The sequence below is a fragment of the Cupriavidus oxalaticus genome (genome assembly GCF_016894385.1).
GTDB lineage: Bacteria > Pseudomonadota > Gammaproteobacteria > Burkholderiales > Burkholderiaceae > Cupriavidus > Cupriavidus oxalaticus.
Genome location: NZ_CP069812.1, coordinates 2,312,210 through 2,337,885 on the forward strand (window position 1 = coordinate 2,312,210; position 25,676 = coordinate 2,337,885).

The 25,676-nt window shown below is 65.6% G+C and carries 20 protein-coding genes and 2 pseudogenes; 2 read left to right on the forward strand and 20 right to left on the reverse strand.

Annotation, left to right across the window (positions count from 1 at the left end; all coding sequences use genetic code 11):
• Window positions 1-26: 26 nt before the first annotated feature.
• The 15 genes from ccoP to ugpB form a co-directional block, all read right to left on the reverse strand.
• Window positions 27-944: a cytochrome-c oxidase, cbb3-type subunit III gene (gene ccoP, locus JTE92_RS23090; RefSeq protein ID WP_063238063.1), complete on the reverse strand. Its 918-nt coding sequence runs from the start codon at window positions 942-944 to the stop codon at window positions 27-29.
• 2 nt (window positions 945-946) lie between these two features.
• On the reverse strand, window positions 947-1,111 hold the full coding sequence (locus JTE92_RS23095) for a cbb3-type cytochrome oxidase subunit 3 (protein WP_010809472.1): 165 nt from the start codon (window positions 1,109-1,111) through the stop codon (window positions 947-949).
• A 3-nt stretch (window positions 1,112-1,114) separates the two neighbouring features.
• Window positions 1,115-1,786 (reverse strand): cytochrome-c oxidase, cbb3-type subunit II, encoded by a 672-nt coding sequence (ccoO, locus tag JTE92_RS23100; protein ID WP_063238064.1) that lies wholly within the window; start codon window positions 1,784-1,786, stop codon window positions 1,115-1,117.
• Between the two features lie 18 nt (window positions 1,787-1,804).
• Window positions 1,805-3,253: a cytochrome-c oxidase, cbb3-type subunit I gene (gene ccoN / locus JTE92_RS23105; protein ID WP_063238065.1), complete on the reverse strand. Its 1,449-nt coding sequence runs from the start codon at window positions 3,251-3,253 to the stop codon at window positions 1,805-1,807.
• A gap of 164 nt (window positions 3,254-3,417) precedes the next feature.
• Entirely contained in the window at window positions 3,418-3,564 is a 147-nt protein-coding gene (gene ccoS / locus JTE92_RS23110) for a cbb3-type cytochrome oxidase assembly protein CcoS (protein ID WP_063238066.1), read from the reverse strand.
• 7 nt (window positions 3,565-3,571) lie between these two features.
• Entirely contained in the window at window positions 3,572-6,127 is a 2,556-nt protein-coding gene (locus tag JTE92_RS23115) for a heavy metal translocating P-type ATPase (protein WP_063238067.1), read from the reverse strand.
• A gap of 115 nt (window positions 6,128-6,242) precedes the next feature.
• Window positions 6,243-7,340, reverse strand: a complete 1,098-nt coding sequence (gene zapE / locus JTE92_RS23120) for a cell division protein ZapE (protein ID WP_063238068.1) — start codon at window positions 7,338-7,340, stop codon at window positions 6,243-6,245.
• Between the two features lie 91 nt (window positions 7,341-7,431).
• Window positions 7,432-8,856, reverse strand: a complete 1,425-nt coding sequence (gene lpdA / locus JTE92_RS23125) for a dihydrolipoyl dehydrogenase (RefSeq protein ID WP_063238069.1) — start codon at window positions 8,854-8,856, stop codon at window positions 7,432-7,434.
• A gap of 153 nt (window positions 8,857-9,009) precedes the next feature.
• On the reverse strand, window positions 9,010-10,257 hold the full coding sequence (gene odhB, locus JTE92_RS23130; protein WP_063238070.1) for a 2-oxoglutarate dehydrogenase complex dihydrolipoyllysine-residue succinyltransferase: 1,248 nt from the start codon (window positions 10,255-10,257) through the stop codon (window positions 9,010-9,012).
• 87 nt (window positions 10,258-10,344) lie between these two features.
• Window positions 10,345-13,197, reverse strand: coding sequence for a 2-oxoglutarate dehydrogenase E1 component (locus JTE92_RS23135; RefSeq protein ID WP_063238071.1), 2,853 nt, complete (start codon window positions 13,195-13,197; stop codon window positions 10,345-10,347).
• Window positions 13,198-13,518: 321 nt separating this feature from the next.
• Window positions 13,519-14,274 carry a glycerophosphodiester phosphodiesterase gene (gene ugpQ / locus JTE92_RS23140; RefSeq protein WP_063238072.1) on the reverse strand — a complete coding sequence of 252 codons (756 nt, stop codon included), beginning with the start codon at window positions 14,272-14,274 and terminating at the stop codon, window positions 13,519-13,521.
• A gap of 1 nt (window position 14,275) precedes the next feature.
• Window positions 14,276-15,391, reverse strand: coding sequence for a sn-glycerol-3-phosphate import ATP-binding protein UgpC (locus tag JTE92_RS23145; RefSeq protein ID WP_063238073.1), 1,116 nt, complete (start codon window positions 15,389-15,391; stop codon window positions 14,276-14,278).
• A 39-nt stretch (window positions 15,392-15,430) separates the two neighbouring features.
• Complete coding sequence (gene ugpE, locus JTE92_RS23150) at window positions 15,431-16,279, reverse strand: sn-glycerol-3-phosphate ABC transporter permease UgpE (protein WP_063238074.1); 849 nt, start codon at window positions 16,277-16,279, stop codon at window positions 15,431-15,433.
• 11 nt (window positions 16,280-16,290) lie between these two features.
• Window positions 16,291-17,172 (reverse strand): sn-glycerol-3-phosphate ABC transporter permease UgpA, encoded by an 882-nt coding sequence (gene ugpA / locus JTE92_RS23155; protein ID WP_063238093.1) that lies wholly within the window; start codon window positions 17,170-17,172, stop codon window positions 16,291-16,293.
• 132 nt (window positions 17,173-17,304) lie between these two features.
• Window positions 17,305-18,621, reverse strand: a complete 1,317-nt coding sequence (gene ugpB, locus JTE92_RS23160) for a sn-glycerol-3-phosphate ABC transporter substrate-binding protein UgpB (protein ID WP_063238075.1) — start codon at window positions 18,619-18,621, stop codon at window positions 17,305-17,307.
• Between the two features lie 181 nt (window positions 18,622-18,802).
• Between ugpB and JTE92_RS23165 the strand changes: the two genes are divergently transcribed.
• On the forward strand, window positions 18,803-19,594 hold the full coding sequence (locus JTE92_RS23165) for an HAD-IIB family hydrolase (RefSeq protein WP_063238076.1): 792 nt from the start codon (window positions 18,803-18,805) through the stop codon (window positions 19,592-19,594).
• 191 nt (window positions 19,595-19,785) lie between these two features.
• Here JTE92_RS23165 and JTE92_RS30855 read toward each other — a convergent pair.
• The 5 genes and pseudogenes from JTE92_RS30855 to JTE92_RS23185 all read right to left on the reverse strand — a co-directional run.
• Window positions 19,786-20,001: pseudogene (locus JTE92_RS30855) on the reverse strand (helix-turn-helix domain-containing protein); the annotation flags it as partial.
• A gap of 194 nt (window positions 20,002-20,195) precedes the next feature.
• Window positions 20,196-21,333, reverse strand: a pseudogene (gene ntrC / locus JTE92_RS23170) (nitrogen regulation protein NR(I)); the annotation flags it as partial.
• A 74-nt stretch (window positions 21,334-21,407) separates the two neighbouring features.
• Window positions 21,408-22,586, reverse strand: a complete 1,179-nt coding sequence (gene glnL / locus JTE92_RS23175) for a nitrogen regulation protein NR(II) (RefSeq protein WP_063238095.1) — start codon at window positions 22,584-22,586, stop codon at window positions 21,408-21,410.
• A gap of 3 nt (window positions 22,587-22,589) precedes the next feature.
• Window positions 22,590-23,147, reverse strand: coding sequence for a hypothetical protein (locus tag JTE92_RS23180; RefSeq protein ID WP_063238096.1), 558 nt, complete (start codon window positions 23,145-23,147; stop codon window positions 22,590-22,592).
• 151 nt (window positions 23,148-23,298) lie between these two features.
• Complete coding sequence (locus JTE92_RS23185; protein ID WP_063238097.1) at window positions 23,299-24,714, reverse strand: 3-hydroxylaminophenol mutase; 1,416 nt, start codon at window positions 24,712-24,714, stop codon at window positions 23,299-23,301.
• Window positions 24,715-25,204: 490 nt separating this feature from the next.
• On the opposite strand from JTE92_RS23185, the gene JTE92_RS23190 reads away from it, so the two are divergent.
• Entirely contained in the window at window positions 25,205-25,669 is a 465-nt protein-coding gene (locus JTE92_RS23190; RefSeq protein WP_063238098.1) for a rhodanese-like domain-containing protein, read from the forward strand.
• The last annotated feature ends 7 nt before the right edge of the window (window positions 25,670-25,676 follow it).

Consider the following 25,676-nt stretch of genomic DNA (forward strand, 5'->3'; position numbering starts at 1 on the left):
CCGCGCCCGCTCAGATGAGTCGCCTGTCATTGGCCGGCACCCCCGCCGGCATTCGACAGACCCCAGACATAGGCCGTCAGCATGCGGATCCGCTCTGGCGTCAGGATCTCTTCATGTGCCGGCATATGGTTGTTATGCCCCTTCAGGATGGCGTCGACGATGCTGCCTTCCGAACTGCCATACAGCCACACGTTATCGGACAGGTTCGGCGCGCCCAGTGCCTGGTTGCCCTTGCCGCCGGCACCGTGGCAAGCCGCGCAGGTCGACTTGAAGGTGCTCTCGCCACGCGAGGCGCGGATGGGGTCCGAAGACAGTCCCGACAGCGAGCGGACATACTGCGCCACGTCGCCTGCCAGCTTGCCGTCGATGGTGGATGCGAACGGCGGCATCACGCCATTGCGGCCCTTGGCAATGGTCTGCCGGATGGTCTCGGGTTCGCCGCCATACAGCCAGTCGCCGTCCGTCAGGTTGGGAAAGCCGCGGCTGCCGCGCGCATCCGAGCCATGGCATTGCGCGCAGTAGTTCAGGAACAGCCGCTGGCCAATTTCGCGCGCCTGCGGATCCCCCGCCACCTGCTTGACATCCATCTTCAGGTACTTGGCATAGATCTCGTTCTGCATCTGCTCCTGCGCGGCACGATGCGCCGCCAGTTCGCCCTGCGTCGAGAAGTTCAGCACGCCTGCGTACTTGCCCAGACCCGGATACAACACCAGGTAGACCAGGCCGAAGATGCAGGCCAGCAGGAACATCCACATCCACCAGCGCGGCAGCGGATTGTTCAGTTCGCGCAGGTCGTCGTCCCAGACGTGGCCGGTGTCGTCGCCCGCATTGGCGGTCTTGGTGATCTTGCGTTGCGAGAACAGCAGCCATACGCACCAGACGATGCCGACGAGCGCGATCGCGGCAATGTAGTAACTCCAGAAATCGGAAAAGAAATCGCTCATGGCTAGGTGTTCCGGCTCGATGTTGTCGTGGTTTCGTCAGGCAGCGCGAACGGCAGCATGGCGGATTCCCGGTTGGCGGCCTGCCGGCCGGCCGACCAGGCCCACCAGCAGATGCCAAGGAAGACGACCATCGACACGACGGTCGCAATGGCGGTGATCATGGCCATGGCTTACTCCTTCGCCGGTGCAGCCGCTTCCGCTGCGGCGGTATCCACGCGGACATTGCGGCGGTTGGTGCCCAGGCCCTGCAGGTAGGCCACCATCGCGTCTTCCTCGGTCTTGCCCTTGAGCTCGTCCGGTGCCCTGGCGATATCGGCCTCGGTGTACGGCACGCCCAGCTTCACCAGCGCCCGCATGCGGGCCTGGATATCGTTGGTCGGCAGCGCGGCCTTCTCCAGCCAGGGGTAGGAAGGCATCACGGACTCGGGCACCACGTCGCGCGGATTGCGCAGGTGGATGCGCTGCCAGTCGTCCGAGTAGCGGCCGCCGACGCGTGCCAGGTCGGGGCCGGTACGCTTCGAGCCCCACAGGAACGGGTGGTCGTAGACGGACTCGCCCGCGGTCGAGAAGTGGCCGTAACGCTCGGTTTCGGCCTGCAGCGTACGCACCTGCTGCGAGTGGCAGCCGACGCAGCCTTCGCGGATATAGACATCCCGGCCCATCAGCCGCAGCGGCGAATACGGCGTGATACCCGGATCCGGCTTGGTCGTGGAGTGCTGGAAGAACAGCGGCACGATCTGCACCAGACCCGCGATGCTGACCACGAGAATCGTGCAGATGATCAGCCAGCCGATGTTCTTCTCCAGCGTTTCGTGGGAAAAGAATCTTTGTTTTTCCGACATCTTTCTATCCTGGAATGATCAGTGTGCGGAGGCGGGGATGCTGACCGGAATCGGCGCATCCACGGCACGCTTGCCGGCGATGGTCTTGGCGATGTTGTAGGCCATCAGCAGCATGCCGGACAGGAAGCAGATGCCACCCAGCAGACGGATCAGGTAGAACGGGTACTTGGCCTTGACCGCTTCGACGAAGGCATAGGTCAGCGTGCCGTCAGGTTGCGTGGCGCGCCACATCAGGCCTTCCATCACGCCGGCGATCCACATCGAGGCGATGTACAGCACCACGCCGATGGTCGCGATCCAGAAATGCCATTCGATCAGGCGCACGCTGTACATCTGTTTCTCGCCGAACAGCCGCGGGATCAGGTAGTACAGCGAACCGATCGAGATCATTGCGACCCAGCCCAGCGCGCCGGAGTGTACGTGGCCGATGGTCCAGTCCGTGTAGTGCGACAGCGCGTTGACGGTCTTGATCGACATCATCGAGCCTTCGAACGTGGACATGCCGTAGAACGACAGCGCCACCACCAGGAACTTCAGGATCGGGTCGGTGCGCAGCTTGTGCCAGGCGCCCGACAGGGTCATGATGCCGTTGATCATGCCGCCCCACGAAGGCGCCAGCAGGATCAGCGAGAACACCATGCCGAGCGACTGCGCCCAATCCGGCAGCGCGGTGTACTGCAGGTGGTGCGGGCCGGCCCACATGTAGGTGAAGTTCAACGCCCAGAAGTGGACGATGGACAGGCGGTAGGAAAAGATCGGGCGCTCGGCCTGCTTGGGAATGAAGTAGTACATCATCCCGAGGAAGCTGGTGGTCAGGAAGAAGCCCACCGCGTTATGGCCATACCACCACTGGATCATCGCGTCCTGCACGCCGGCATAGGCCGAGTAGGACTTCCACAGCGACACCGGGATCTCGATGTTGTTGACGATGTGCAGCAGCGCGATGGTCAGGATGTAGGCGCCGAAGAACCAGTTGGCGACGTAGATATGCCGCGTCTTGCGCTTGACGATGGTGCCGAAGAACACGATCGCGTAGGCCACCCAGACCGCGGTGATCAGCAGGTCGATCGGCCATTCCAGCTCGGCGTATTCCTTCGAGGTGGTGATGCCCAGCGGCAGAGTGATGGCCGCGGCGACGATGACCAGTTGCCAGCCCCAGAACGTGAACGCCGCGAGCGGGCCGCAGAACAGGCGGGCCTGGCAGGTGCGCTGGACCACGTAGTACGACGTTGCGAACAGCGCGCTGCCGCCGAAGGCGAAGATCACCGCATTGGTATGCAGCGGCCGCAGGCGGCCGAACGACAGCCAGGGCGTGTTGAAGTTGAGTTCAGGCCAGATCAGCTGTGCTGCCAGCAGCACGCCGACGGCCATGCCGACGATCCCCCAGACTACCGTCATGACAGCGAACTGTCTTACGACGCCGTAATTGAAGGTGTCGACGCGTGAAGACGCGGCAGTGACATCCATTCAGACCCCCAAAGCTTAGAGAAGAGAAAAAACCTACTGACGTTGTGACTTTAGAAAAACCCTGCCACCGGTGCGTTGATCTTTATCAAGTCGATCAGGACCGGCAATGAACCTCGCGGCGTGGCCCCGGTCCGAGGCCGATGGCATGCCAACACAAGCGCGCATCAAGGCTTGTCGTTGTCCAGCAGGATCGATTCCGCGGGCCGGTCGAGATCGTCGTACTGGCCCGCATGCAATGCCCACCACAGTGCGGCGGCAATCACGACGACCAGCACCAGGCTCATCGGCACGAGCAGGTAAAGCGTTTCCATGCGGCTCCTAGACGGTCTTGCGGCCGGCGCGCAGCAGGCGCCAGGCGTTGGCCACCACCAGCAGCGACGACAGCGACATGCCGATGCCGGCCATCCACGCCGTCACCAGCCCGGTCGCCGCCAGCGGGATCGCCACCACGTTGTAGAAGAAGGACCAGCCCAGGTTCTGCCTCACCACGCGCCGCGCCTTGCGCGACACCGCCAGCGCGGTCGCGATCTCGTCGATGCCGCCGTGCGTGAGCACGGCGTCGGCGCCGGCCTGCGCCAGCGGCGCGCCGCTGCCGATCGCAATCGAGACCTGCGCCTGCGCCAGCACCGGGGCGTCGTTGATGCCGTCGCCCACGGCCAGCACCACCGCCCCGCCCTGCTGCAGCCGCGCGACGTAGTCGCGCTTGCCCTCGGGCGTCACTTCGCCGGCGGCATGGCCGATGCCGAAGTGCTCTGCCCACCAGCGCACGGCCGCGGCGTTATCGCCGGAGACGAGGTGGCAGCGCACGCCCAGCGCACCGAGCCGCGCCAGCAGCGCGGACGTCTGCGCGCGCTCGACATCGGCCAGCACAAAGCTGGCGAGCACGCCGTCCTGTGCCGCCAGCCACACGACCGTGGCGCCCGGATGGGCCGGGCCCGCAACCGCCGGCACTGGCACGGATGAGCCACCGCCAACTAGCCCGCGCGCGAAATCCAGCCGGCCGAGCCGCAGGCGGCGTCCGTCGACCGTGGCTTCAAGGCCCTGTCCGGGCACGTTGCGGATGCCGGTGACCGCCACGGCATGGCCCCCTCCATCAGGCACGGCCGCGAGCAGTGCGCGTGCGATGGGATGTTCGCCGCCACGCTCCATCGCCGCGGCCAGCGCCAGGCATTGGGCCGTATCCAGATCGGCCAGCGGCTGCACTGCGGCCACGGCAAAGCGCCCTTCGGTCAGCGTGCCGGTCTTGTCCAGCACCACGTCGGTCACGCGCGCCAGCGTCTCCAGCGCGTGGCCGCGCGTCAGCAGCACGCCGCGCCGCGACAGCGCGGCGCCCGCGGCGGCCAGCGCGGCCGGCGTGGCCAGCGACAGCGCGCACGGGCAACTGACCACCAGCACCGCAATCGTCACCAGCAGAGCCCGCGATGGATCGATCCAGAGTCCCCACACCAGGCCGGTCAGCGCCGCCAGCACCAGCAGCGTCGCCACGAACCAGCCGGCGACCCGATCGGCCAGCGTGGCCAGGCGAGGCTTCTCCGCCAGCGCGCGATCGAGCACCGCGACGATCTCGGCCAGGCGGGTCCCGGCGCCCACGCGCGACACGCGCAGTTCCAGCGGGCTGGCGGTATTGAAACAGCCGGCCAGCACGGTGTCGCCGGCACTGCGGCGCACCGGCCGGCTTTCGCCGGTCAGCATGGACTCGTCCAGTTCGCTGACGCCGGCGACGACGGTGCCATCGGCAGGAACGATCTCGCCTGCCTTCACGCGGATCAGGTCGTCCTGGCGCAACCGTGCCACCGGGATGCGTTCACCCGTGGCCCCGACTCCGGCAAGCCGCTCGCAGGTGGCAGGCAGCTGGCGGGCGAGCATCTCGGCGCCGCTGCGCGATGCCTGCCGCACGCGCAGCTCGAGGTAACGGGCCAGCAGCAGGAAGGCGACAAACATCGTCACCGAATCGAAATAAACCTCGCCGATGCCGCGCACGGTGGCCAGCGCGCTGGCGATGAATCCCGCGCCGACGCCGATGGCGACCGGCACGTCCATGCCCATATGGCGCTGGCGCAGGCTGCGCCAGGCGCCGGCAAAGATCGGCGATGCGGAATAGAGAACCACCGGCAACGTCAGCGCAAAGCTGGCCCAGCGCATCAGCTGCAGCTGGCCGGGGTCGATGGTGGCCTCGTGGGTGTAGATCGGCCACGCGTACATCATCACCTGCATCATCCCGAGCATGGCCACGGCCATGCGCATCAGCAGGCCGCGGCGCGCGCGGCGGTCCTGCTGGTCGGTGCGCGAGACCTCGAACGGCCACGCCATGTAGCCGATGCCCGCGAGCGCGGCCAGCAATCCGGCCACGGACTGCGTGCCCTCGCGCCAGCGCACCACCACGCGCCGCGTGGCGACATTGGCAACCGCGGACTCCACGCCGGGCTGGCGCGCCAGGTGCTGCTCGATCAGCCAGGCGCAGGCGGCGCAACGGATGTTCTCCGGCGCCAGCGTGATCTCGGCGCGGCCGTTGTCGAGCGGGCGCACGAACTGGGTGCGCAATTCGGGGGTGTCGTAGGCGGCCCAGATCGGTTCGGCTTCGCGCCGCGCGGCGTCGTCGATCGGGCGGGCAAAGCGGGCTTCGTCACCATAGAGATGGGCAAAGCCGGCCGCATGGAGTGTCTGCGCCAGCGCCTGGCAGCCGCCACAGCAGAAGACCCTGCGTGCGCCGTCCAGTTCGGCTGCCAGCGGCTCGGCCTGCGTGACCGGCAGGCCGCAATGGAAGCAGGCGAGTTGCGCCCCGGCAGTGGCCGCGCCCGCGTTGGCGGCAGGCGCCGCGGACGCTGCATGCAAGGCCAGCAGGCTGGCGGAGGGGATGGTGGCTGGGGACGACATGGGGACCTTTTTCTACACCCTGCAGGGTATAGGGCGGTCCCGGCATCGACCTTGATCTAAGTCAATGCGGCCCGGCTATCGTCGCGCCAGGCCGAAATACAACACTCGGCAACCCTCAGGTGAGCGAGGTGTCCATGGTGCGGCGCTCGGATTCCAGGTACTCGCGCGACTGCATCTCGATGATGCGCGACACGGTCCGGTGGAACTCGTTGGCCATCTGCCCCTCTGTGTAGAGTTCGTCCGCCGGCACTTCTGCCGACATCAGCAGCTTGACCTTGTGATCGTAGAAGACGTCGATCAGCCAGGTAAAGCGCCGTGCTTCCGACGACATGCGCGGCGTCATGTGCGGCACGTCGGACAGGATCACGGTATGGAACTGCGAAGCCAGTTCCAGGTAGTCGTTCTGCGAGCGTGGCCCGCCGCACAGCGTGGCGAAGTCGAACCACACCACGCCGTTGGCCTTGCGCAGCGAGCGCAGCTCGCGGTGCTCGATATGCAGCAGCGGCGACTCGTCGGCCACGCCGGCAATCGACGTGAAGGCATCGCGCAGCGCCGAGTTGGCGCGGGCGTCGAGCGGCGTGTGGTAAGCCTGCACCTGTTCCAGCGCGCGCTTGCGGTAGTCGATGCCGGCGTCGACGTTGAGCACGTCCATCTTCTGCTGGATCAGCGCGATGGCGGGCAGCACGCGGTCGCGGTGCAGGCCGTCCGTGTAAAGCAGGTCGGGCCGGTAATTCGAAGTCATCACGAACTGCACGCCGTTGTCGAACAGCTGCTGCAGCAGGCGATGCAGGATCATCGCGTCGGCGACGTCGCTGACATGGAATTCATCGAAGCAGATCAGCCGGAACCGGCGCGCAATGCGCCTGGCGAGCTCGTCCAGCGGATCGGGGCGCCCGCGCAGCTCTTCCAGCTGGCGATGGACCTCGCGCATGAATTCGTGGAAGTGCAGCCGCGTCTTGCGCACCACCGGCACGCAGGTATAGAAGCTGTCCATCAGGAAGGACTTGCCGCGCCCCACCCCACCCCACATGTAGACGCCCTTGGGCACGTCGGGCCGGACCAGCAGCTTCTTCAGCGCGTTGTTGCGGCGGCTCTTGTAGGCGACCCATTCGTCGTAGCATTGCTGCAGCCGCGCCACGGCACGCAACTGCGCCTCGTCGGACGTGTAGCCGCGCTCCTTCAGTTCCTTCTCGTAGTACTCAGTGACGTTCATGCTGGGGGCTCACGCGGCACACGCGCCGCAAGTGAAAACGGCGCGCCGCTGATGCGGCGCGCCGGTACTCAAGCTATGCGAGGCATGCGCCTTACATATTGAGCTGACGCTTGTCGACAGCCAGCGCGGCTTCGCGCATGACTTCCGACATCGACGGGTGCGGATGGCAGACGCGGCCGATATCTTCGCTGGCGGCCTTGAACTCCATCGCCACGACGGCTTCGGCGATCAGGTCCGACGCGTTGGCAGCCACGATGTGCACGCCCAGGATCTCGTCGGTCTTGGCGTCGGCCAGCATCTTGACGAAGCCATCGGCGTGACCCATGCCCAGTGCACGGCCATTGGCCATGAACGGGAACTGGCCGGCCTTGAACTCGCGGCCTTCGGCCTTGAGCTGGGCCTCGGTCTTGCCCACCCATGCGATTTCCGGGAAGGTGTAGATCACCCACGGCACGCAGTTGTAGTCGATATGCGGCTTCTGGCCGGCGATGCGCTCGGCCACGGCCACGCCTTCGTCCTCGGCCTTGTGCGCCAGCATCGGGCCGCGCACCACGTCGCCGATGGCCCACAGGCCCGGCACCTTGGTGGCGCAGTGGTCGTCCACCTCGATGAAGCCGCGCTGGTCGGCGGCCAGGCCGACAGCGTCCAGGCCCAGGTTGTCGGTGTTGGGCACGCGGCCGACCGACACGATCAGGCGATCGACTTCCAGGGTCTGGGCAGCGCCGTCCTTGTCGGTGTACTTGACGGTGACGCCGTTCTTGCCGGTGGTCACTTCGTTCACGTTCACGCCGAGGCTGAACTTCAGGCCCTGCTTGGTCAGCTGCTTCTGCGCTTCCTTGGCCACGCCTTCGTCGGCGGCGCCCAGGAACGCCGGCAGCGCTTCCAGCACGGTCACGTCCGAACCCAGCCGGCGCCACACCGAGCCCAGTTCCAGGCCGATCACGCCGGCGCCGATCACGCCCAGCTTCTTCGGCACTGCGGGGAACTTGAGCGCGCCTTCGTTATCGCTGACCAGGTCGTTGTCGACCTTGATGCCCGGCAGGTGGCGAGCCTTGGAACCGGTGGCGATGATGACCTGCTTGGCGGTCACGACTTCACCGGCGACCTCGACCTGGAAGCCCTCGGCGGTCTTGCCGACGAACTTGCCGTAGCCCTTGAGCAGCGTCACCTTGTTCTTGCGGAACAGGAACTCGATGCCCTTGGTCATCTTGCCGACGATATCGTCCTTGCGCTTGAGCATCTTGGCCACGTCGACCTTGACGTCGCCCACGGTGATGCCGTGGTCGGCCAGGTGGTGCTGGGCGTTCTCGAACTCTTCCGAGGAAGCCAGCAGTGCCTTGGACGGGATGCAGCCCACGTTCAGGCAGGTGCCGCCCAGGCGCGGTTCGTTCTTGGGATCGTCGTAGGCATTGCCTTCGCAGCAGGCCACGTTCAGGCCGAGCTGGCCGGCACGGATCGCGGCGATATAGCCGCCGGGGCCGGCGCCGATCACCAGCACGTCGAATTGTTTGCTCATGGAGATTCCTTTCGATGCCCGCGCGGCCCGGTATAGGTCATGGGCCGCATGCGGGGTCAACCGTCATCCCCGCGCAGGCGGGGATCCAGTGACTGTCCCCCGAAGGGGGCGAATAAGACGCTGGGTTCCCGCCTGCGCGGGAACGACAGGCGATTACAGGTCCAGCAGCAGGCGGGCCGGATCTTCCAGCGCGTCCTTCATGGCGACCAGGCCCAGCACGGCTTCGCGGCCGTCGATGATGCGGTGGTCGTAGGACATGGCCAGGTAGTTCATCGGGCGGATCACGATCTGGCCGTCTTCCACCACCGGGCGGTCCTTGGTGGCGTGCACGCCCAGGATGGCCGATTGCGGCGGGTTGATGATCGGGGTCGACAGCATCGAGCCGAACACGCCGCCGTTGGAGATCGAGAAGGTACCGCCGCTCAGCTCGTCCAGCGACAGCTTGCCGTCACGGGCCTTGACGCCGAACTCGGCGATCTTCTTTTCGATGTCGGCCAAGCTCATCTGGTCGGCATTGCGCAGGATGGGCACCACCAGGCCGCGCGGCGAGCCCACGGCGATACCGATGTCGAAGTAGCCGTGGTAGACGATGTCGTTGCCGTCGATCGAGGCGTTGATCAGCGGGAACTTCTTCAGCGCATGCACCGCGGCCTTGACGAAGAACGACATGAAGCCCAGCTTCACGCCGTGTTCCTTCTCGAAGCGGTCCTTGTACTTGTTGCGCAGGTCCATCACCGGCTTCATGTTGACTTCATTGAAGGTGGTGAGGATGGCGTTGGTGGCTTGCGACTGCAGCAGGCGCTCGGCGATACGGGCGCGCAGGCGGCTCATCGGCACGCGCTCTTCCGGGCGGTCGCCCAGTGCGGCGAAGTCGACCGGAGCCGAAACCTGCTGCAGCGCCGGCTTGGCGGCGGCCGGAGCCGGGGCGGCCTTGGCGGCCGGAGCAGCAGCAGCGGCCAGCGCGTCACCCTTGGTGATGCGGCCGTCCTTGCCGGTGCCGGCAACCTGGCCAGCCGACAGGCCGGCTTCGGCCATCAGCTTGGCAGCCGACGGCATCGCCACGGCGCCAGCGGCGGCGGCCGGAGCGGCGGCGGCCGGTGCCGGAGCGGCAGCAGCCGGGGCCGGGGCAGCGGCCGCGGGGGCAGCGGCGCCAGCGGTGGCTTCGGTGTCGATCTTGGCGATGATTTCCTCGGCGACGACAGTATCGCCGTCGTTCTTGACGATCTGCGACAGGACGCCTGCCGACGGGGCCGGCACTTCCAGCACGACCTTGTCGGTTTCGATCTCGATCAGGATCTCGTCCTGGGCAACGGCTTCGCCCGGCTTCTTCTTCCAGTTGAGCATGGTCGCTTCGGCGACCGATTCGGACAGCTGCGGAACCTTGACGTCAACAATAGCCATGGTTGTGAATTCCTCGTGTTATGCGTGTTGTCTTTATATTGGCAGGCCACGGCGCACCTGCGCGCGCCGCCGTGGCTGCCACTTGATTTACTTGGTCAGAACAAAGCCCTTGAGCTTGGCGAAGGCAGCCTCCAGCAGCGCCTTCTGTTGCTCGTTGTGCTTTGCGTAGTAGCCCACCGCCGGCGAAGCCGAGGCGGGACGACCGGCATAACCGAGCTTCTGGCCATCCGTCATGTTTTCCATGATGTAGTGCTGCACGAAGAACCAGGCGCCCTGGTTCTGCGGCTCGTCCTGGCACCACACGATTTCGGTGGCGTTCGGATACTTCTTCAGTTCCCCGGCAACAGCCTTGTGCGGGAACGGGTACAGCTGTTCCAGGCGGATGATCGCGGTGTCGTTGGCCTCGCGTTCCTTGCGCGTGTTGACCAGGTCGTAATAGACCTTGCCCGAGCACATGATGACGCGCTTGACCTTGCCGGCGTTCAGTTCTTCCTGGTCGGCGATCACGGTCTCGAAATGGCCCTTGGCCAGTTCCGACAGCGACGACACGGCGTCCTTGTTACGCAGCAGCGACTTCGGCGTCATGATCACCAGCGGCTTGCGGAACAGGCGGATCATCTGGCGGCGCAGCAGGTGGAAGATCTGGGCCGGCGTGGTCGGCTGGCAGACCTGCATGTTGTGGTCCGCGCAGAGCTGCAGGAAACGCTCGATACGGGCCGAGCTGTGTTCCGGGCCCTGGCCTTCGTAGCCGTGCGGCAGCATCAGCGTCAGGCCCGAGGCGCGGCCCCACTTCACTTCACCCGACGAGATGAACTGGTCGATCACCACCTGGGCGCCGTTGACGAAGTCGCCGAACTGGGCTTCCCAGATCACCAGCGCGTTCGGTTCGGCGGCCGAGTAGCCGTATTCGAAGCCGAGCACGGCTTCTTCCGACAGCACCGAGTCGATCACCGTGAACGGTGCCTGGTTTTCCGACACGTTCTGCAGCGGCACATACGAGCCGGCATCCCAGCGCTCGCGCGCCTGGTCGTGCAGCACGGCGTGGCGGTGGGTAAAGGTGCCGCGGCCGGCGTCCTGGCCGGTGATGCGCACCGGGTAGCCCGACGACACCAGCGAGGCGAAGGCCAGGTGCTCACCCATGCCCCAGTCCAGCGGCTGGTCGCCACGGCCCATGTTGGCGCGGTCCTTGACGACCTTCTCGACCAGCGGGTGCAGCTTCAGCGTTTCAGGCGTGGTGGTGATGCGCTCGGCCAGGCGCTTCAGTTCGGTCACCGGCACCGCGGTGTCCGCGGCGTCGGTCCACTTGCGGTTCAGGAACGGCATCCAGTCCACGGCGAACTTGTTCTTGAAGTTCGACAGGACGGGGTCGGCGGTGTGCTTGCCGGCGTCCATCGCGGCGCGGTATTCCTTGACCTTCTCGTCGCCGAAGCTGGCGGCGACCAGGTTCTGCGCGGCCAGCTTGTCGGCGTACAGCTTGCGCGTGCCGGGGTGCTGGCTGATCTTCTTGTACATCAGCGGCTGCGTGACCGCCGGGGTGTCCTGCTCGTTGTGGCCCAGCTTGCGGAAGCAGATGATGTCGACCACGACGTCCTTGTTGAATTCCATGCGGAAATCAACGGCCAGCTGCATGGCGTACACCACGGCTTCGGGATCGTCGCCGTTCACGTGCAGCACCGGGGCCTCGATCATCTTGACCACGTCCGTGCAGTACAGCGTCGAGCGGGCGTCGCGCGGGTCGGAGGTGGTGAAGCCGATCTGGTTATTGATGACGATGTGCATCGTGCCGCCCGTGCCGTAGCCGCGGGTCTGCGCGAGGTTCAGCGTCTCCATGACCACGCCCTGGCCGGCAAAGGCCGCGTCGCCGTGCACCTGCACCGGCAGCACTTCCTTGTGGCCGACTTCGCCGCGGCGTTCCTGGCGGGCCTTGGCCGAGCCTTCCACTACCGGGTTGACGATTTCCAGGTGCGACGGGTTGAACGCCAGCGACAGGTGGACCGGGCCGCCTTCGGTCGAGACATCGCTCGAGAAGCCCTTGTGGTACTTGACGTCACCGGCCGGCAGGTCGTCGACGTGCTTGCCTTCGAATTCGGCGAACAGGTCGGCGGGCATCTTGCCCAGCGTGTTGACCAGCACGTTCAGGCGGCCGCGGTGAGCCATGCCGATCACGATTTCCTGCACGCCCTTGGTGCCGGCGCGCTGGATCAGTTCGTCCATCGCGGCGATGAAGCTTTCACCGCCTTCCAGCGAGAAGCGCTTCTGGCCGACGTACTTGGTGTGGAGGAAGCGCTCCAGGCCTTCGGCCGCGGTCAGGCGGTCCAGGATGTGCTTCTTCTTCTCCAGCGTGAAGACCGGCTTGGAACGCGTGGTTTCCAGGCGCTCCTGCCACCAGCGCTTCTGCGCCTGGTCGCTCACGTACATGAATTCGGCGCCGATGGTGCCGCAGTAGGTCTCGCGCAGGTTGTTCAGCAGCTCGCGCAGGCTCATCGACTCCTTGCCAAAGTACGTATTGCTGGCATTGAAGACGATGTCGAGGTCAGCTTCGGAAAAACCGTAGAACGCGGGGTCCAGATCCGGCAGGGGCGGACGCTCCTGGCGCTTCAGCGGATCCAGCTCGGCCCAGTGCGAACCGATGTTGCGGTAAGCGGCAATCAGCTGGGTGGCAGCGACGCGCTTGCGGCCCATGTCGGAATCGGCCGAGGCAACGATGGTCCTGATGGGGCCAGCTTTGGCGCGCTCGGCGAACGAGGCAACGATGGGAGCGTGGGCGACATCCCGGCCGTTCGAGCCGTCGACGGCGGGAACGTTCTGCATGGCGTCGAAGTACGAACGCCAGTTGTCGGGAACCGAGGCGGGATTCTGGAGGTAGGCTTCGTACAGTTCTTCGACATACGGGGCGTTGCCGCCGAAGAGGTACGAATTGCTCTGGTACTGCTGCATCATGGGACGCTCACTATTCTCCGGGTATGCCGGAGTTCAGCGGGTTATTCAACCTTCCGCGACACGGCTTGACCGGTTAGCGGATCGCAAACAACTCTTGGGAGCCCAACTGAGGCACCTACGCAAACGGCACCACTGGGGTGCCGCATGTGCCGGCTTCCTCACAAGGCCCGAAAGGGCAAGTTGTGCGGGGAAGGACCTAAGTCTTCACGGCGGTAAGCATAGCACGTTTGCTTTTAAGCAATATGGACTTTTCGCGATGCGGAACCCTTTCGCACGACAATTCGAATTGCCATCGGTTTTTTAGCAACAGCCGCACAACAATCAGAGGCGCGGCGCTATCTGGTCGACGGCATCGGTGATCAGCCCGTCCAGCCCCCAGCCCAGCAGTTGCGCGGCCTTTGCCCGGTCGTTCACGGTATAGCTGAGGACGCGGTAGCCGGCCGCATGCGCGGCCGCAATGACGCCCTCGTCCAGCTCACGGAAATTCGCATCGAGTGCCACGCAGCCAAGCCGGTGCAGCCGCGCGAGCCAGTCGCCCGGCAGCTTGTCGAGCAGCAGCGCACGCGGCAGGTCGGGTGCCACGCTTGCGGCCGCGGCCAGCGCCTCTTCCGAGAACGACGACAGCAGCGGCGGCACCGCGGCGCCGGCCCACAGCGCCGCGGCATCGAGCGCCACTGCCGCGCCGGTGCGGACTTCGGTGCCGGGCACCGGCTTGATCTCGATATTGACCAGGAAGCCGTTGGCCTGCGTATAGCGGGCGATGGCAGCCAGCGTCGGCACCGGCTCGCCGGCCCATGCCGGGCCGTGCCAGCTGCCGGCATCGAGTTGCGCCAGCTCGCCCAGCGTCAGCGCATCGACCCTGCCCTTGCCGCTGGTGGTGCGGTCGAGCGTCGCGTCGTGCATCAGCACCGGCTTGCCATCGGCAGACAGCTTGACGTCGAACTCGAACATCCGGTACCCGAAGCCGGCACCGTGGCGGAAGGCGGCGAGCGTGTTCTCGGGCGCCAGCTTGCCCGCGCCGCGGTGCGCGATATGGCGCGGATACGGCCAGGCCCTGGGGTCTGCGATGGCTGCCATGTCAGGCCTCGATGCGCTTGCCGGTATCCGGCGCGAAGAAATGCAGGTGATCGGGCGACGAAGTCACTGGCAGACGGTCGCCGGCGCTCACCCTGGCATGGCTCTCCAGCCGCACCACCACCGGCTGGCCGCCGAGCGAGCCGTAGGCGAAGGAGTCGGCGCCGAGCGCCTCCACCACGCGCACATCGACTTCGGCGATGGCTTCTTGCGCGGTACACGGCTCGATATGTTCCGGCCGCAGCCCCAGCAACGCCTGTGCGGGCAGGTGCAGCCCCATCGGCAGGTGGCCGAGCGTGGCGGTGACGCCATCGGCGCCCTCCTTCGCCACCACCCGCATCTGCGCGCCGCCATTGCCTGAGCCATTGCCTGAGCCATTGCGCACCACCGGGATCAGGTTCATCGGCGGCGAGCCGATGAAGCCTGCCACGAAGGTGCTGGCCGGCCTGGAATAGACTTCCAGCGGCGTGCCGATCTGCTCCACGCGGCCGGCGTTGAGCACCATCATGCGGTCGGCCAGCGTCATCGCCTCGACCTGGTCGTGGGTCACGTACAGGCTGGTGGTGCCGAGGCGGCGATGCAGTTCCTTCAGTTCCAGCCGCATCTGCACGCGCAGCTTGGCGTCGAGGTTGGACAACGGCTCGTCGAACAGGAACACCGCCGGCTCGCGCACGATCGCGCGGCCCATGGCCACGCGCTGGCGCTGCCCGCCCGACAGCTGGCGCGGCTTGCGCTCCAGCAGCGGCGACAGCTCCAGGATGCCGGCGGCATGCTCCACGCGCTGCCGGATCTCGGCCTTGGCCATGCCGCGGATCTTCAGGCCGTAGGCCATGTTGTCGTACACGCTCATGTGCGGATAGAGCGCGTAGTTCTGGAACACCATGGCGATGTCCCGCTCGGCCGGCTCCAGGTTGTTGACGACCTTGTCGCCGATATGGATCTCGCCGCCGGTGATGGTTTCCAGCCCCGCCACCATGCGCAGCAGCGTGGACTTGCCGCAGCCCGAAGGGCCGACGATGACGATGAACTCGCCGTCGGCGATTTCCATGTCGATGCCGTGCACCACCTGGGTGCCGCCGGCGTAGGTTTTCTGAACGTTGCGAAGCGACAGTTTTGCCATTGCTGTTGTCCTGCTGTGCGCGCGGGTAGCGCGCCCGCGTCATTTTTCGGTTTCGACCAGGCCCTTGACGAACCACTTCTGCATCAGCACCACCACCACCGCCGGCGGGACCATGGCCAGCATCACCGTGGCCATCACCAGGTTCCAGTCGGTGGCGGCATCCCCTGAGCGCGAGATCATCTGCGTCACGCCCACCACCACCGGCGTCATCGACTTCTGCGTGGTGATCAAGAGCGGCCACAGGTATTGGTTCCAGCCGTAGATGAACTGGATCACGAACAAAGCGGCGATGCTGGTGCGCGACAGCGGCAGCACCACGTCCCAGAAGAAGCGCAGCGGCCCGGCGCCGTCGATGCGCGCGGCCTCGGCCAGTTCATCGGGAATGGTCAGGAAGAACTGGCGGAACAGGAAGGTGGCCGTCGCCGACGCGATGATCGGAACGGTCAGCCCGAAGTAGCTGTCGAGCAGCCCGAGGTCCGACACCACCTTGTAGGTCGGCAGGATCCGCACCTCGACCGGCAGCATCAGCGTGATGAAGATCAGCCAGAAGAAGGTCTTGCGCAGCGGGAACCTGAAATAGACGATGGCAAAGGCCGAGATGATCGAAATCGCAATCTTGCCCAGCGCGATGCCCAAGGCCATGATCAGGCTGTTCTTCATCATGGTCGAAACCGGCGACGCGGCCTCGCCCACGCCCTGGAACAGCACCGTGCGATAGTTATCGATCAGGTGGCTGCCGGGGATCAGCGTCATCGGCGCGTCCAGCACTTCTTCCGCGGTCAGCGTCGACGCGACGAAGGTCAGGTACACCGGGAACACCACCACCACGATGCCGAGGATCAGCACCGCGTGGGTCAGGAAATCAAGGAAGGGGCGACGTTCTACCATGGCTGCCTCCGTCAGTACTGGACCTTGCGTTCCACGTAGCGGAACTGCACCACGGTCAGCGCGATCACGATCACCATCAGCACCACCGACTGCGCGGCCGAGCCACCGATATCCATGCCGCGGAAGCCATCATGGAAGACCTTGTACACCAGCGTGTTGGTCGAGTTGAACGGTCCGCCGTGCGTGACCGCATCGATGATCGCGAAGGTGTCGAAGAACGCGTAGACGACGTTGATCACCATCAGGAAGAAGGTGGTCGGCGACAGCAGCGGGAAGATGATCGACCAGAAGCGGCGCCACGGCCCGGCGCCATCGATGGCGGCGGCTTCTATCAGCGAGCGCGGGATGCTCTGCAGCCCGGCCAGGAAGAACAGGAAGTTGTAGCTGATCTGCTTCCATGCAGCGGCCAGCACCACCAGCAGCAGCGCCTGGTTGCCGTTGAGCAGGAAGTTCCATTCCACGCCCATCTTGCGCAGCGCGAAGGACACCACGCCCAGCGTCGGGTTGAACATGAACATCCACAGCACGCCCGCCACCGCCGGCGCGACCGCGTACGGCCAGATCAGCAAGGTCTTGTAGCCGACCGCGGCGCGGATCACACGGTCGGCAAAATAGGCCAGCGCCAGCGCAGTGGTCAGGCCCACCACGGTGACGCCGATGGCGAAGATCGCGGTGGTCTGGAACGACTCCACGTACAGCGGGTCGTTCCACAGCATGCGGAAGTTGTCGAGGCCGACGAATTCCAGGTTGATGCCGAAGGCATCCTGCTGCAGCATCGACTGGTACAGCGCCTGCCCCGCGGGCAGGAAGAAAAAGATCAGCGTGATCGCGATCTGCGGCAGGACCAGCAGATACGGCAGCCACGGCGAGCGGAAAACGACGCGTTTTTCCATGAACGGATTCCGGCGGATGCCGCGGGTCGCGGCATCGTTCCAGGTACGGCCGGATGCGGCCGGCCACAATGCAAGCGGGCGGAGGTTTCGCCGCCGCCCGCCCTTTCCTATCAGCTTGCTGTCAGCTCGCGCTTACTCGCGCGCGGTCTTCTGGAAGCGCTCCAGCAGGTCGTTGCCACGGGCCACGGCCGAGTCCAGCGCGGCCTTGGGCTCCTTCTTGCCGGCCCAGACGGCTTCCAGCTCCTCGTCGACCACGGTGCGGATCTGCACCATGTTGCCCAGGCGCACGCCGCGCGACTTGTCGGTGGTCTTGACGACCATCTGCTGCACCGACACATCGGCGCCCGGGTTCTTGTCGTAGTAGCCGGACTTCCTGGTCATCTCGTAGGCGGCCATCGTCACCGGCAGGTAGCCGGTGGCCTGGTGCCAGTCGGACTGGATCTCCGGGCGCGACAGGAAGTTGAAGAACTTGGCCACGCCCTTGTACTCGTCCGGCTTCTTGCCGCCCATCACCCACAGCGAGGCGCCGCCGATGATGGTGTTCTGCGGCGCGCCCTGCACGTCCGGATAGTACGGCAGTTGGGCCACCGCGAACGCGAACTTGGCGTTCTTGCGGATATTGGCCAGCGAGGCCGACGAGCCGGTGAACATCGCGCACTCGCCGTTATAGAACTTGGCCTGCGATTCCGCCTTGCGGCCGCCATAGCTGAAGTAGCCCTTCTTCACCATGTCCTGCAGGTTGGTGACGTGCTTGACGTGCAGCGGGCTGTTGAAGACCAGGCGCGTGTCGGTGCCGCCGAAGCCGTTGTTCTTGGTGGCATACAGCGTGTTGTGCCAGGCCGAGAAGCTTTCCAGGTGGACCCAGCCCTGCCAGTCGGTGGTGTACGCGCAGTTGGTGCCCGATGCCTTCAGCTTGGCCGAGTACTGCATCACCTCGGGCCAGGTCTTGGGCGCCTTCTCCGGGTCCAGGCCGGCCTTCTTGAAGGCGTCCTTGTTGTAGTAGAAGACCGTGGTCGAGCTGTTGAACGGGAACGACAGCATCTCGCCCTTGGACGAGGTGTAGTAGCCCGCCACCGCCGGGATGTAGGCCTTCTGGTCGAATGTCTCGCCGGCATCCTTCATCACCGTCGACACCGGCTTGATCGCGCCCTTGGCGCTCATCATGGTGGCGGTGCCGACTTCAAAGACCTGCAGGATCGCCGGGGCGCCGCCGGCACGGAACGCGGCGATGCCGGCCGCCATGGTTTCGTCGTAGTTGCCCTTGTTGACCGGCACGATCTTGTATTCGGCCTGGCTCGCGTTGAACTTGTTGGCGATCTCGTTCACCTTGTCGTTCAGCGCGCCCTGCATGGCGTGCCACCACTGGATTTCAACGGCGGCATGCGCGCTGCCGGCCCCGGTCAGGGCGGCCAGCGCGACGAGTTTGAGCGCGGTACGGGATACGGACATCGATGCTCTCCTTGGTCTGCTTCTGTGCGGTCGAAAACCCGACAGCATGTGATTATTTTGTGACAGCGGCATGTTACGCCGGTCGCACCCGGGCAAGCAAATCAGCAACTTCACCGAGTCCGGCCGTTTTGCAGTGCAATAACCGACGAAGGCGGCAGGACGGCAGTTACAATGGCCCGCCATGCAATCCCTGAACAAGCTCTCTAATTCCGTGCTGCAGCGCGTGCGCGGCGTGCTGACCGATATCGACGGCACGCTGACGACCGACGGACGGCTGCCCGCCTCAACTTATCTGGCGCTGGACGGGCTGCGCCAGGTCGGCCTGCACGTCATCCCGGTGACGGGGCGCTGCATTGCGTGGGCCGAGATCCTGACCCGCCTGTGGCCGGTGGACGCGATCATCGGCGAAAACGGTGCCTTCTATTCACACTTGCGCGATGGCCGGCTGCATACACGCTTCCTGGACGATGCGCCCACTAGGGCGCGCAACCTCGAGCGCATCCATGCGCTTGGCCAGCGCATACTGCTTGAGGTGCCGGGCTGCGCGCTGGCGTCGGACCAGGCCTGGCACGCCGCCGACCTGGCGATCGACCATGCCGAAGACGTGCCGCCGCTGCCGCAGGAAGCGGTGGACCGCATCGCTGCGATGATGCGCGAGGCCGGCATGACCGCCACGGTCAGTTCCATCCATGTCAACGGCTGGTTCGGACAGCATGACAAGCTGTCGATGAGCAAGCTGTGCGTGGCGGAGCTGCTGGGGGAAGACCTGGATGCGTGCCGGGACGAATGGCTGTTTATCGGCGATTCGGCCAACGATGCCAGCATGTTCGCGCATTTTCCGCTGTCGGTGGGGGTGGCCAATGTGCGGGATATCCTGCCGCAATTGCCGGTGCCGCCGGCTTATATTACGGCGGCGGCGGGTGGGGAGGGATTTGCGGAGATGGCGCGGCGGGTGGTGGAGGCGCGGGGCTGAGGCCGCGCGCATGAGGGGCCGCCGGTTTGCTCCCCTCTCCCGCCAGCGGGAGAGGGGCCGGGGGTGAGGGCGAGCGGTGGCCTGGCCGGAAGCCCTTGACTTCGTTGAGGCGCCCGCCCTCACCCCAACCCTCTCCCAGAGGGAGAGGGAGAACCCAATCGGCAACGAAATGCGTCGGAGCGGATCCGCGCTCAGTCGAATCCCAATTCCTGCAGCTTGCGCGTAATGGTATTTCGCCCGATGCCCAGCCGCGTCGCGGCCTCGACCCGGCGCCCGCGCGTGACACCTAGCGCGGCCTCCAGCACCGCTTTCTCGAACCGGCGCGTCAGCACATCCATGACCTCCGGCTGCCCGGCCTCGAGCATGGCGCGCGCTTCGCCGGCCAGCAGGTGCTCCCAGCCGGCGGCGGTGCCGGCCGGCGCGGTGCTGACGGCCGGCGCCGGCCGCACCACGGTAGCCGTATCCCCCTCCGCCACCGGCATGGCAAAGCCGCCGTAGTCGGCCAGTTCGTGACCGGTTTCGTACTCTGCCGCACGCGCCTCGATCACGCGTTCGGGCCGCGGCGCATTGATCGGCTCGCTGGTGCCCGCCTCCAGCATCTCGCGCGGCAGGTCCTTGACCTCGATGGTCTGGGCCGGTGCCATCACCGTCAGCCAGTTGCACAGGTTCTCGAGCTGGCGCACGTTGCCCGGGAACGGCAGCGTGCTGACATAGGCCAGCGCCTCGTCCGACATGCGCTTGGGCTCGACGCCCAGTTCCTTGGCGCTCTTCTGCAGGAAATGGCGGGCCAGCAGCGTGATGTCCTCGGGCCGCTCGCGCAGCGGCGGCAGGCGCAGCCGGATCACGTTCAGGCGGTGGAACAAGTCCTCGCGGAACAGGCCTTCCTTGACGCGCAGCTCCAGGTTCTGGTGGGTTGCGGCGATGACCCGCACATTGGCGCGCAACGGGTTGTGGCCGCCGACGCGATAGAAATTGCCGTCGGACAGCACGCGCAGCAGGCGGGTCTGCAAATCGAACGGCATGTCGCCGATTTCATCGAGGAACAGCGTGCCGCCCTCGGCCTGCTCGAAGCGGCCGCGCCGCATGGTCTGCGCGCCGGTGAAGGCGCCGCGCTCGTGGCCGAACAGTTCGGATTCGAGCAGGTCCTTGGGAATGGCCGCGGTATTGAGCGCGATGAACGGGCCGTTGGCACGCGGGCTGTGCTTGTGCAGCGCGCGCGCAACCAGCTCCTTGCCGGTGCCGGACTCGCCGGTGATCATCACCGTCACGTTCGACTGCGACAACCGGCCGATGGCGCGGAACACGTCCTGCATCGCCGGCGCCTGGCCGAGGATCTCGGGCGCGTCGACCAGCCGGTCGTCCATCTCCTCTTCGCGCAGGCTTTCTTCGAGCGCGCGGCGGATCAGCTCGACCGCCTTGTCGACATCGAACGGCTTGGCCAGGTATTCGAAGGCGCCCCCCTGGAACGCCGCCACGGCGCTGTCCAGGTCGGAGTACGCGGTCATCACGATGACCGGCAAACCCGGATGCCGCGCCTTGATGGCCTGCAGCAGGTCCAGCCCTGAGCCGCCGGGCATGCGGATATCGGAAATCAGCACCTGCGGCTGGTCTTCTTCCAGCGCGGCCAGCACGTCTCGCACATTGGTGAAGCTGCGCGAGAGCAGGCTTTCACGGGCAAGGGCCTTTTCCAGGACCCAGCGGATTGATTGATCGTCGTCGACTATCCAGATCGGCTTCATGTGCGTCGCTTGTCTGCTCGGTGTCATTTGGTCTTCCACATGCCCGGCACTGCGGCGCGATCGCTCGCGGACAGCTAGTGCAACGGCAGCAGGATGCGGAAGTCGGTACAGCCCGGCCGGCTCTCGCATTCGATCAAGCCCTCGTGCTGCTGCACGAAGGTTTGAGCGAGTGTGAGACCGAGACCGCTGCCGCCATCCCTACCCGATACCAGCGGATAGAAGATGCGCTCGCGAATGTCTTCGGGGATTCCCGGGCCGTTGTCGATTACATGCAAGTCCAATGCCAGCTTGAACAGGCGCTTGGCGATGGTGACCTGTCGCGCTACGCGCGTGCGCAGCACGATCTGCGCGTCGCCGCGTGCCATGCGATCGGCCAGCGCCTGCGCGGCGTTGTGCACGATGTTCAGCACCGCCTGGATCAGCTGCTCCATGTCCCCCTGCAGCTCCGGCAGGCTGGCGTCGTAGTCGCGCACGATCTCCAGGCCGTTGGGAAACTCCGCCAGCACCACCGAACGCACCCGCTCCAGCACCTCGTGGATATTCAGGCTCGACACGATATGCGGATGGCGATGCGGCTCCAGCAGCCGGTCCACCAGCGTCTGCAGACGGTCCGATTCCTTGATGATGACCTGCGTGTACTCGCGCAGCGAGCGCTCCGGCAGTTCGAACTCCAGCAGTTGCGCGGCGCCGCGGATGCCGCCGAGCGGATTCTTGATCTCGTGCGCCAGGTTGCGGATCAGTTCCTTGTTGGCCGAGGTCAGGTCGAGGATGCGCTCCTCGCGGTCGCTGCGCACCTTCTGTTCGTTGGGGAGGATTTCAACCACCACGGTATCGCCGGCCGCTTCCAATGCAGCGATCACTACGTGCGCATGGATGGGTTCCTGCAGCGGCGGTTGCAGCACCAGGTCCTGGCGGCGCACGTCGAACTGGCGCGCGACCACGGTGTCGAGCATGTTGTGCAGCTCGTTCGAGTGGCCGAACAGGTCCGGCAGCGACAGCTCCACCATGCCCCGGCGCGACACGCCGAAGGTCGCCTCGGCGGCGGGGTTGGCGTAGACCACGCGCAGGCCGGGCTGGCGCACCAGCAGCACCGGGTTGGCGACCACGTCAAGGCCGGCATGGAAGGCCACCACGCCCATGGGCAACACCTGGGCGCTGCCGCCCGATTGCACGAGGTCCGGCGCGGCGGTCTCGCCACGGGCGCTGTCGGCACCACCGACCTTGCGCGACACACCGCGAATCAGGCGACGCATGACTTAGTCCTTCAGGTTGCCCAGCTCGCGCCGCAGCGATGCCGCATTGGCCTCGCTGCGCGCGATGTCGTCGCGCAGCGCCGCGGTGCGATCCAGGTATTTCTGATAGTTGCGCTCATTGCCCTGGCGCTCGGGCTGGCCGTTGTTGTATTCGGTGCGCAGCGCCTGCAGCTTGGCCTCTTCGGCCTGCAGCTCCTGCGTGAGCACGGTGCGGCGCTCGCTGTCGCGGCTGCGCTGCGTGGCACTGTCCACGCGCGGGAAGCTGGCGTTGCTGGCCGTTGCCGCACTGCCCCTGGCCGGCGCGGGAGCGCTGCGCCCGCCGGGCACGGTCACCACATCGGGCAGGTTCAGCTTCTTGCATCCCTTGCCGGCGTTGCCGTTGCGATATTCGGGGATGCCGTTGGGACCGGTGCAAACATAGACGTCGGAAGACGACTGCGCCTGCGACAGCCCGGCCCAGGCACCCAGCGTCAATGCCACGGCACTCACCAGAACAGGGAATCGAACACGAAATTGGTGCGGCGATGCGGCCCGGCCGGCATTGTGCGAAGAAGCGTCCATGGACATGGCGTCAGGTGCGAACAGGGATGGATCGGGATGGGATCGGGTTCCCCATTCTAGCGAGCAAAGCAAAAAGGGACAGCCGAAGCCGCCCCTTTCTGGTGCAACTGTTGCCCGGTCACAACCTGCGTCATGCACGGGCAAGGGCCGCTTACAGCGAGTAGTACATCTCGAACTCGACCGGGTGCGTGGTCATGCGGAAACGCGTGACCTCTTCCATCTTCAGTTCGATGTATGCATCGATCATCGAGTTCGAGAACACGCCGCCGCGGGTCAGGAACTCGCGGTCGTTGTCCAGGTACTCCAGCGACTGGTCGAGGCTCGAGCAGACGGTCGGGATCTTTGCATCCTCTTCCGGCGGCAGGTCGTACAGGTTCTTGTCGGCGGCTTCGCCCGGGTGGATCTTGTTCATCACGCCATCCAGGCCGGCCATCAGCAGCGCCGAGAAGCCCAGGTACGGGTTCATCAGCGGATCCGGGAAGCGGGTCTCGATGCGGCGGCCCTTCGGGTTGGCCACATACGGGATGCGGATCGACGCCGAACGGTTGCGGGCCGAGTAGGCCAGCTTGACCGGCGCCTCGAAGCCCGGCACCAGGCGCTTGTACGAGTTCGTGCCCGGGTTGGTGATGGCGTTCAGCGCGCGGGCGTGCTTGATGATGCCGCCGATGTAGTACAGCGCGAATTCCGACAGGCCGGCGTAGCCGTTGCCGGCGAACAGGTTCTGGCCGTCCTTCCACACGGACTGGTGCACGTGCATGCCCGAGCCGTTGTCGCCAACGACCGGCTTCGGCATGAACGTAGCGGTCTTGCCGTAGGTGTGGGCGACGTTCTGGATCACGTACTTCTGCAGCTGGGTCCAGTCGGCGCGCTGCACCAGCGTGCTGAACTTGGTGCCGATTTCGTTCTGGCCCTGGCCTGCCACTTCGTGGTGGTGGACTTCAACGGGAATGCCCAGCGATTCCAGGATCAGGCACATTTCCGAACGCATGTCCTGGAAGGTGTCGATCGGGGCGACCGGGAAATAGCCGCCCTTCTTGCCCGGACGGTGGCCGGCGTTGCCGTGCTCGAATTCCTTGCCCGACGACCACGGGGCTTCTTCGGAATGGATCTTCACGAAGCAGCCCTGCATGTCGACGTTCCAGGTCACGCCGTCGAAGATGAAGAATTCGGGTTCCGGACCGAAGAAGGCGGTGTCGCCCAGGCCGGTGCTCTTCAGGTAGGCTTCGGCGCGCTTGGCGATCGAACGCGGGTCGCGGTCATAGCCCTTGCCGTCCGACGGCTCGATCACGTCGCACGACAGCACCAGGGTCGGCTCTTCATAGAACGGGTCGATGTGAGCCGTGTTCGAATCCGGCATCAGCAGCATGTCCGAAGCTTCGATACCCTTCCAGCCGGCGATCGACGAGCCGTCGAAAGCGTGGCCGCTTTCGAACTTGTCTTCATCGAAGTGCGACACGGGCACGGACACGTGTTGCTCCTTGCCTTTGGTATCGGTGAAACGGAAGTCGACGAACTTGACGTCGTTTTCCTTCACCAGCTTCATCACGTCTGCAACGCTGTGGGCCATGCCAATCTCCTGGGTATTCGGCAAATGTCTGAGGTCTGAGAAAGCCAATGCTTGGGCCTGTCGCCGGCGGCGCCGCTGCATGTTGCCGCGCTTGCCGACCTTGCCACGAAAGGACGAGGAATGTTAGCAGAAAGCGTGCCAAGCAAACGCCCCACTATCCTCCCCGGCCCGAAAAATGTGCAACTCCGGCGAACCGCGCACCGTCGCGGGGTAGGCGCCGTCCGGATCGTCGCGCCACGGCGCGACCGGGTGGCGCACCATCGACATGCACGTTCGCAGACCGCTCACCAATAAAACACCACAATGGTGCAATGAGCAAGTTATCGCACCACATTAGTGCCACAGCACCAAAAACGGTAATTTCTTGCCCGGTCGTGGCGCCATCCAGCCAGCACGGCGTGCGTTCCGGCCGCCGGGTTGCCGCGGCGCTATAGAATACCGGGTTACGGCCTTCGCGCCCTCTATTCCATCCATTTCCTTTGTCACGCAGATGACCACCCGAGACGATCTCCTCCAGGCCGCCCAGCAGCGCCAGCAACAGAACCAGCTTCCGTACTTCGGTGCGCTGTCGCCGCAGGAAGCCTATGCCCTGCTGCAGAACGACCCCGCCGCGGTCCTGGTCGACGTGCGCACGCAGGCCGAACTGGACTGGGTCGGCGGCGTCGATGTGCCCGACGCGCAGTTCGCCCATGTCGAATGGATGTCCTACCCCGGCGGCGCGCAGAACGCCCGCTTCATCGAGGAACTGAAGGCGCGCGTCCCGGCCGACGTGCCGGTGCTGTTCCTGTGCCGCAGCGCGGCCCGCTCCAAGCACGCCGCGCGCGTGGCGACCGACGCCGGCTACCACTTCGCCATGGACGTGCTGGAAGGTTTCGAGGGCAATCGCGACGAACACCACCACCGCAAGACGGTCGAAGGCTGGTGCGTGCGCGGCCTGCCATGGCACGGCGCCTGAGCGCTAC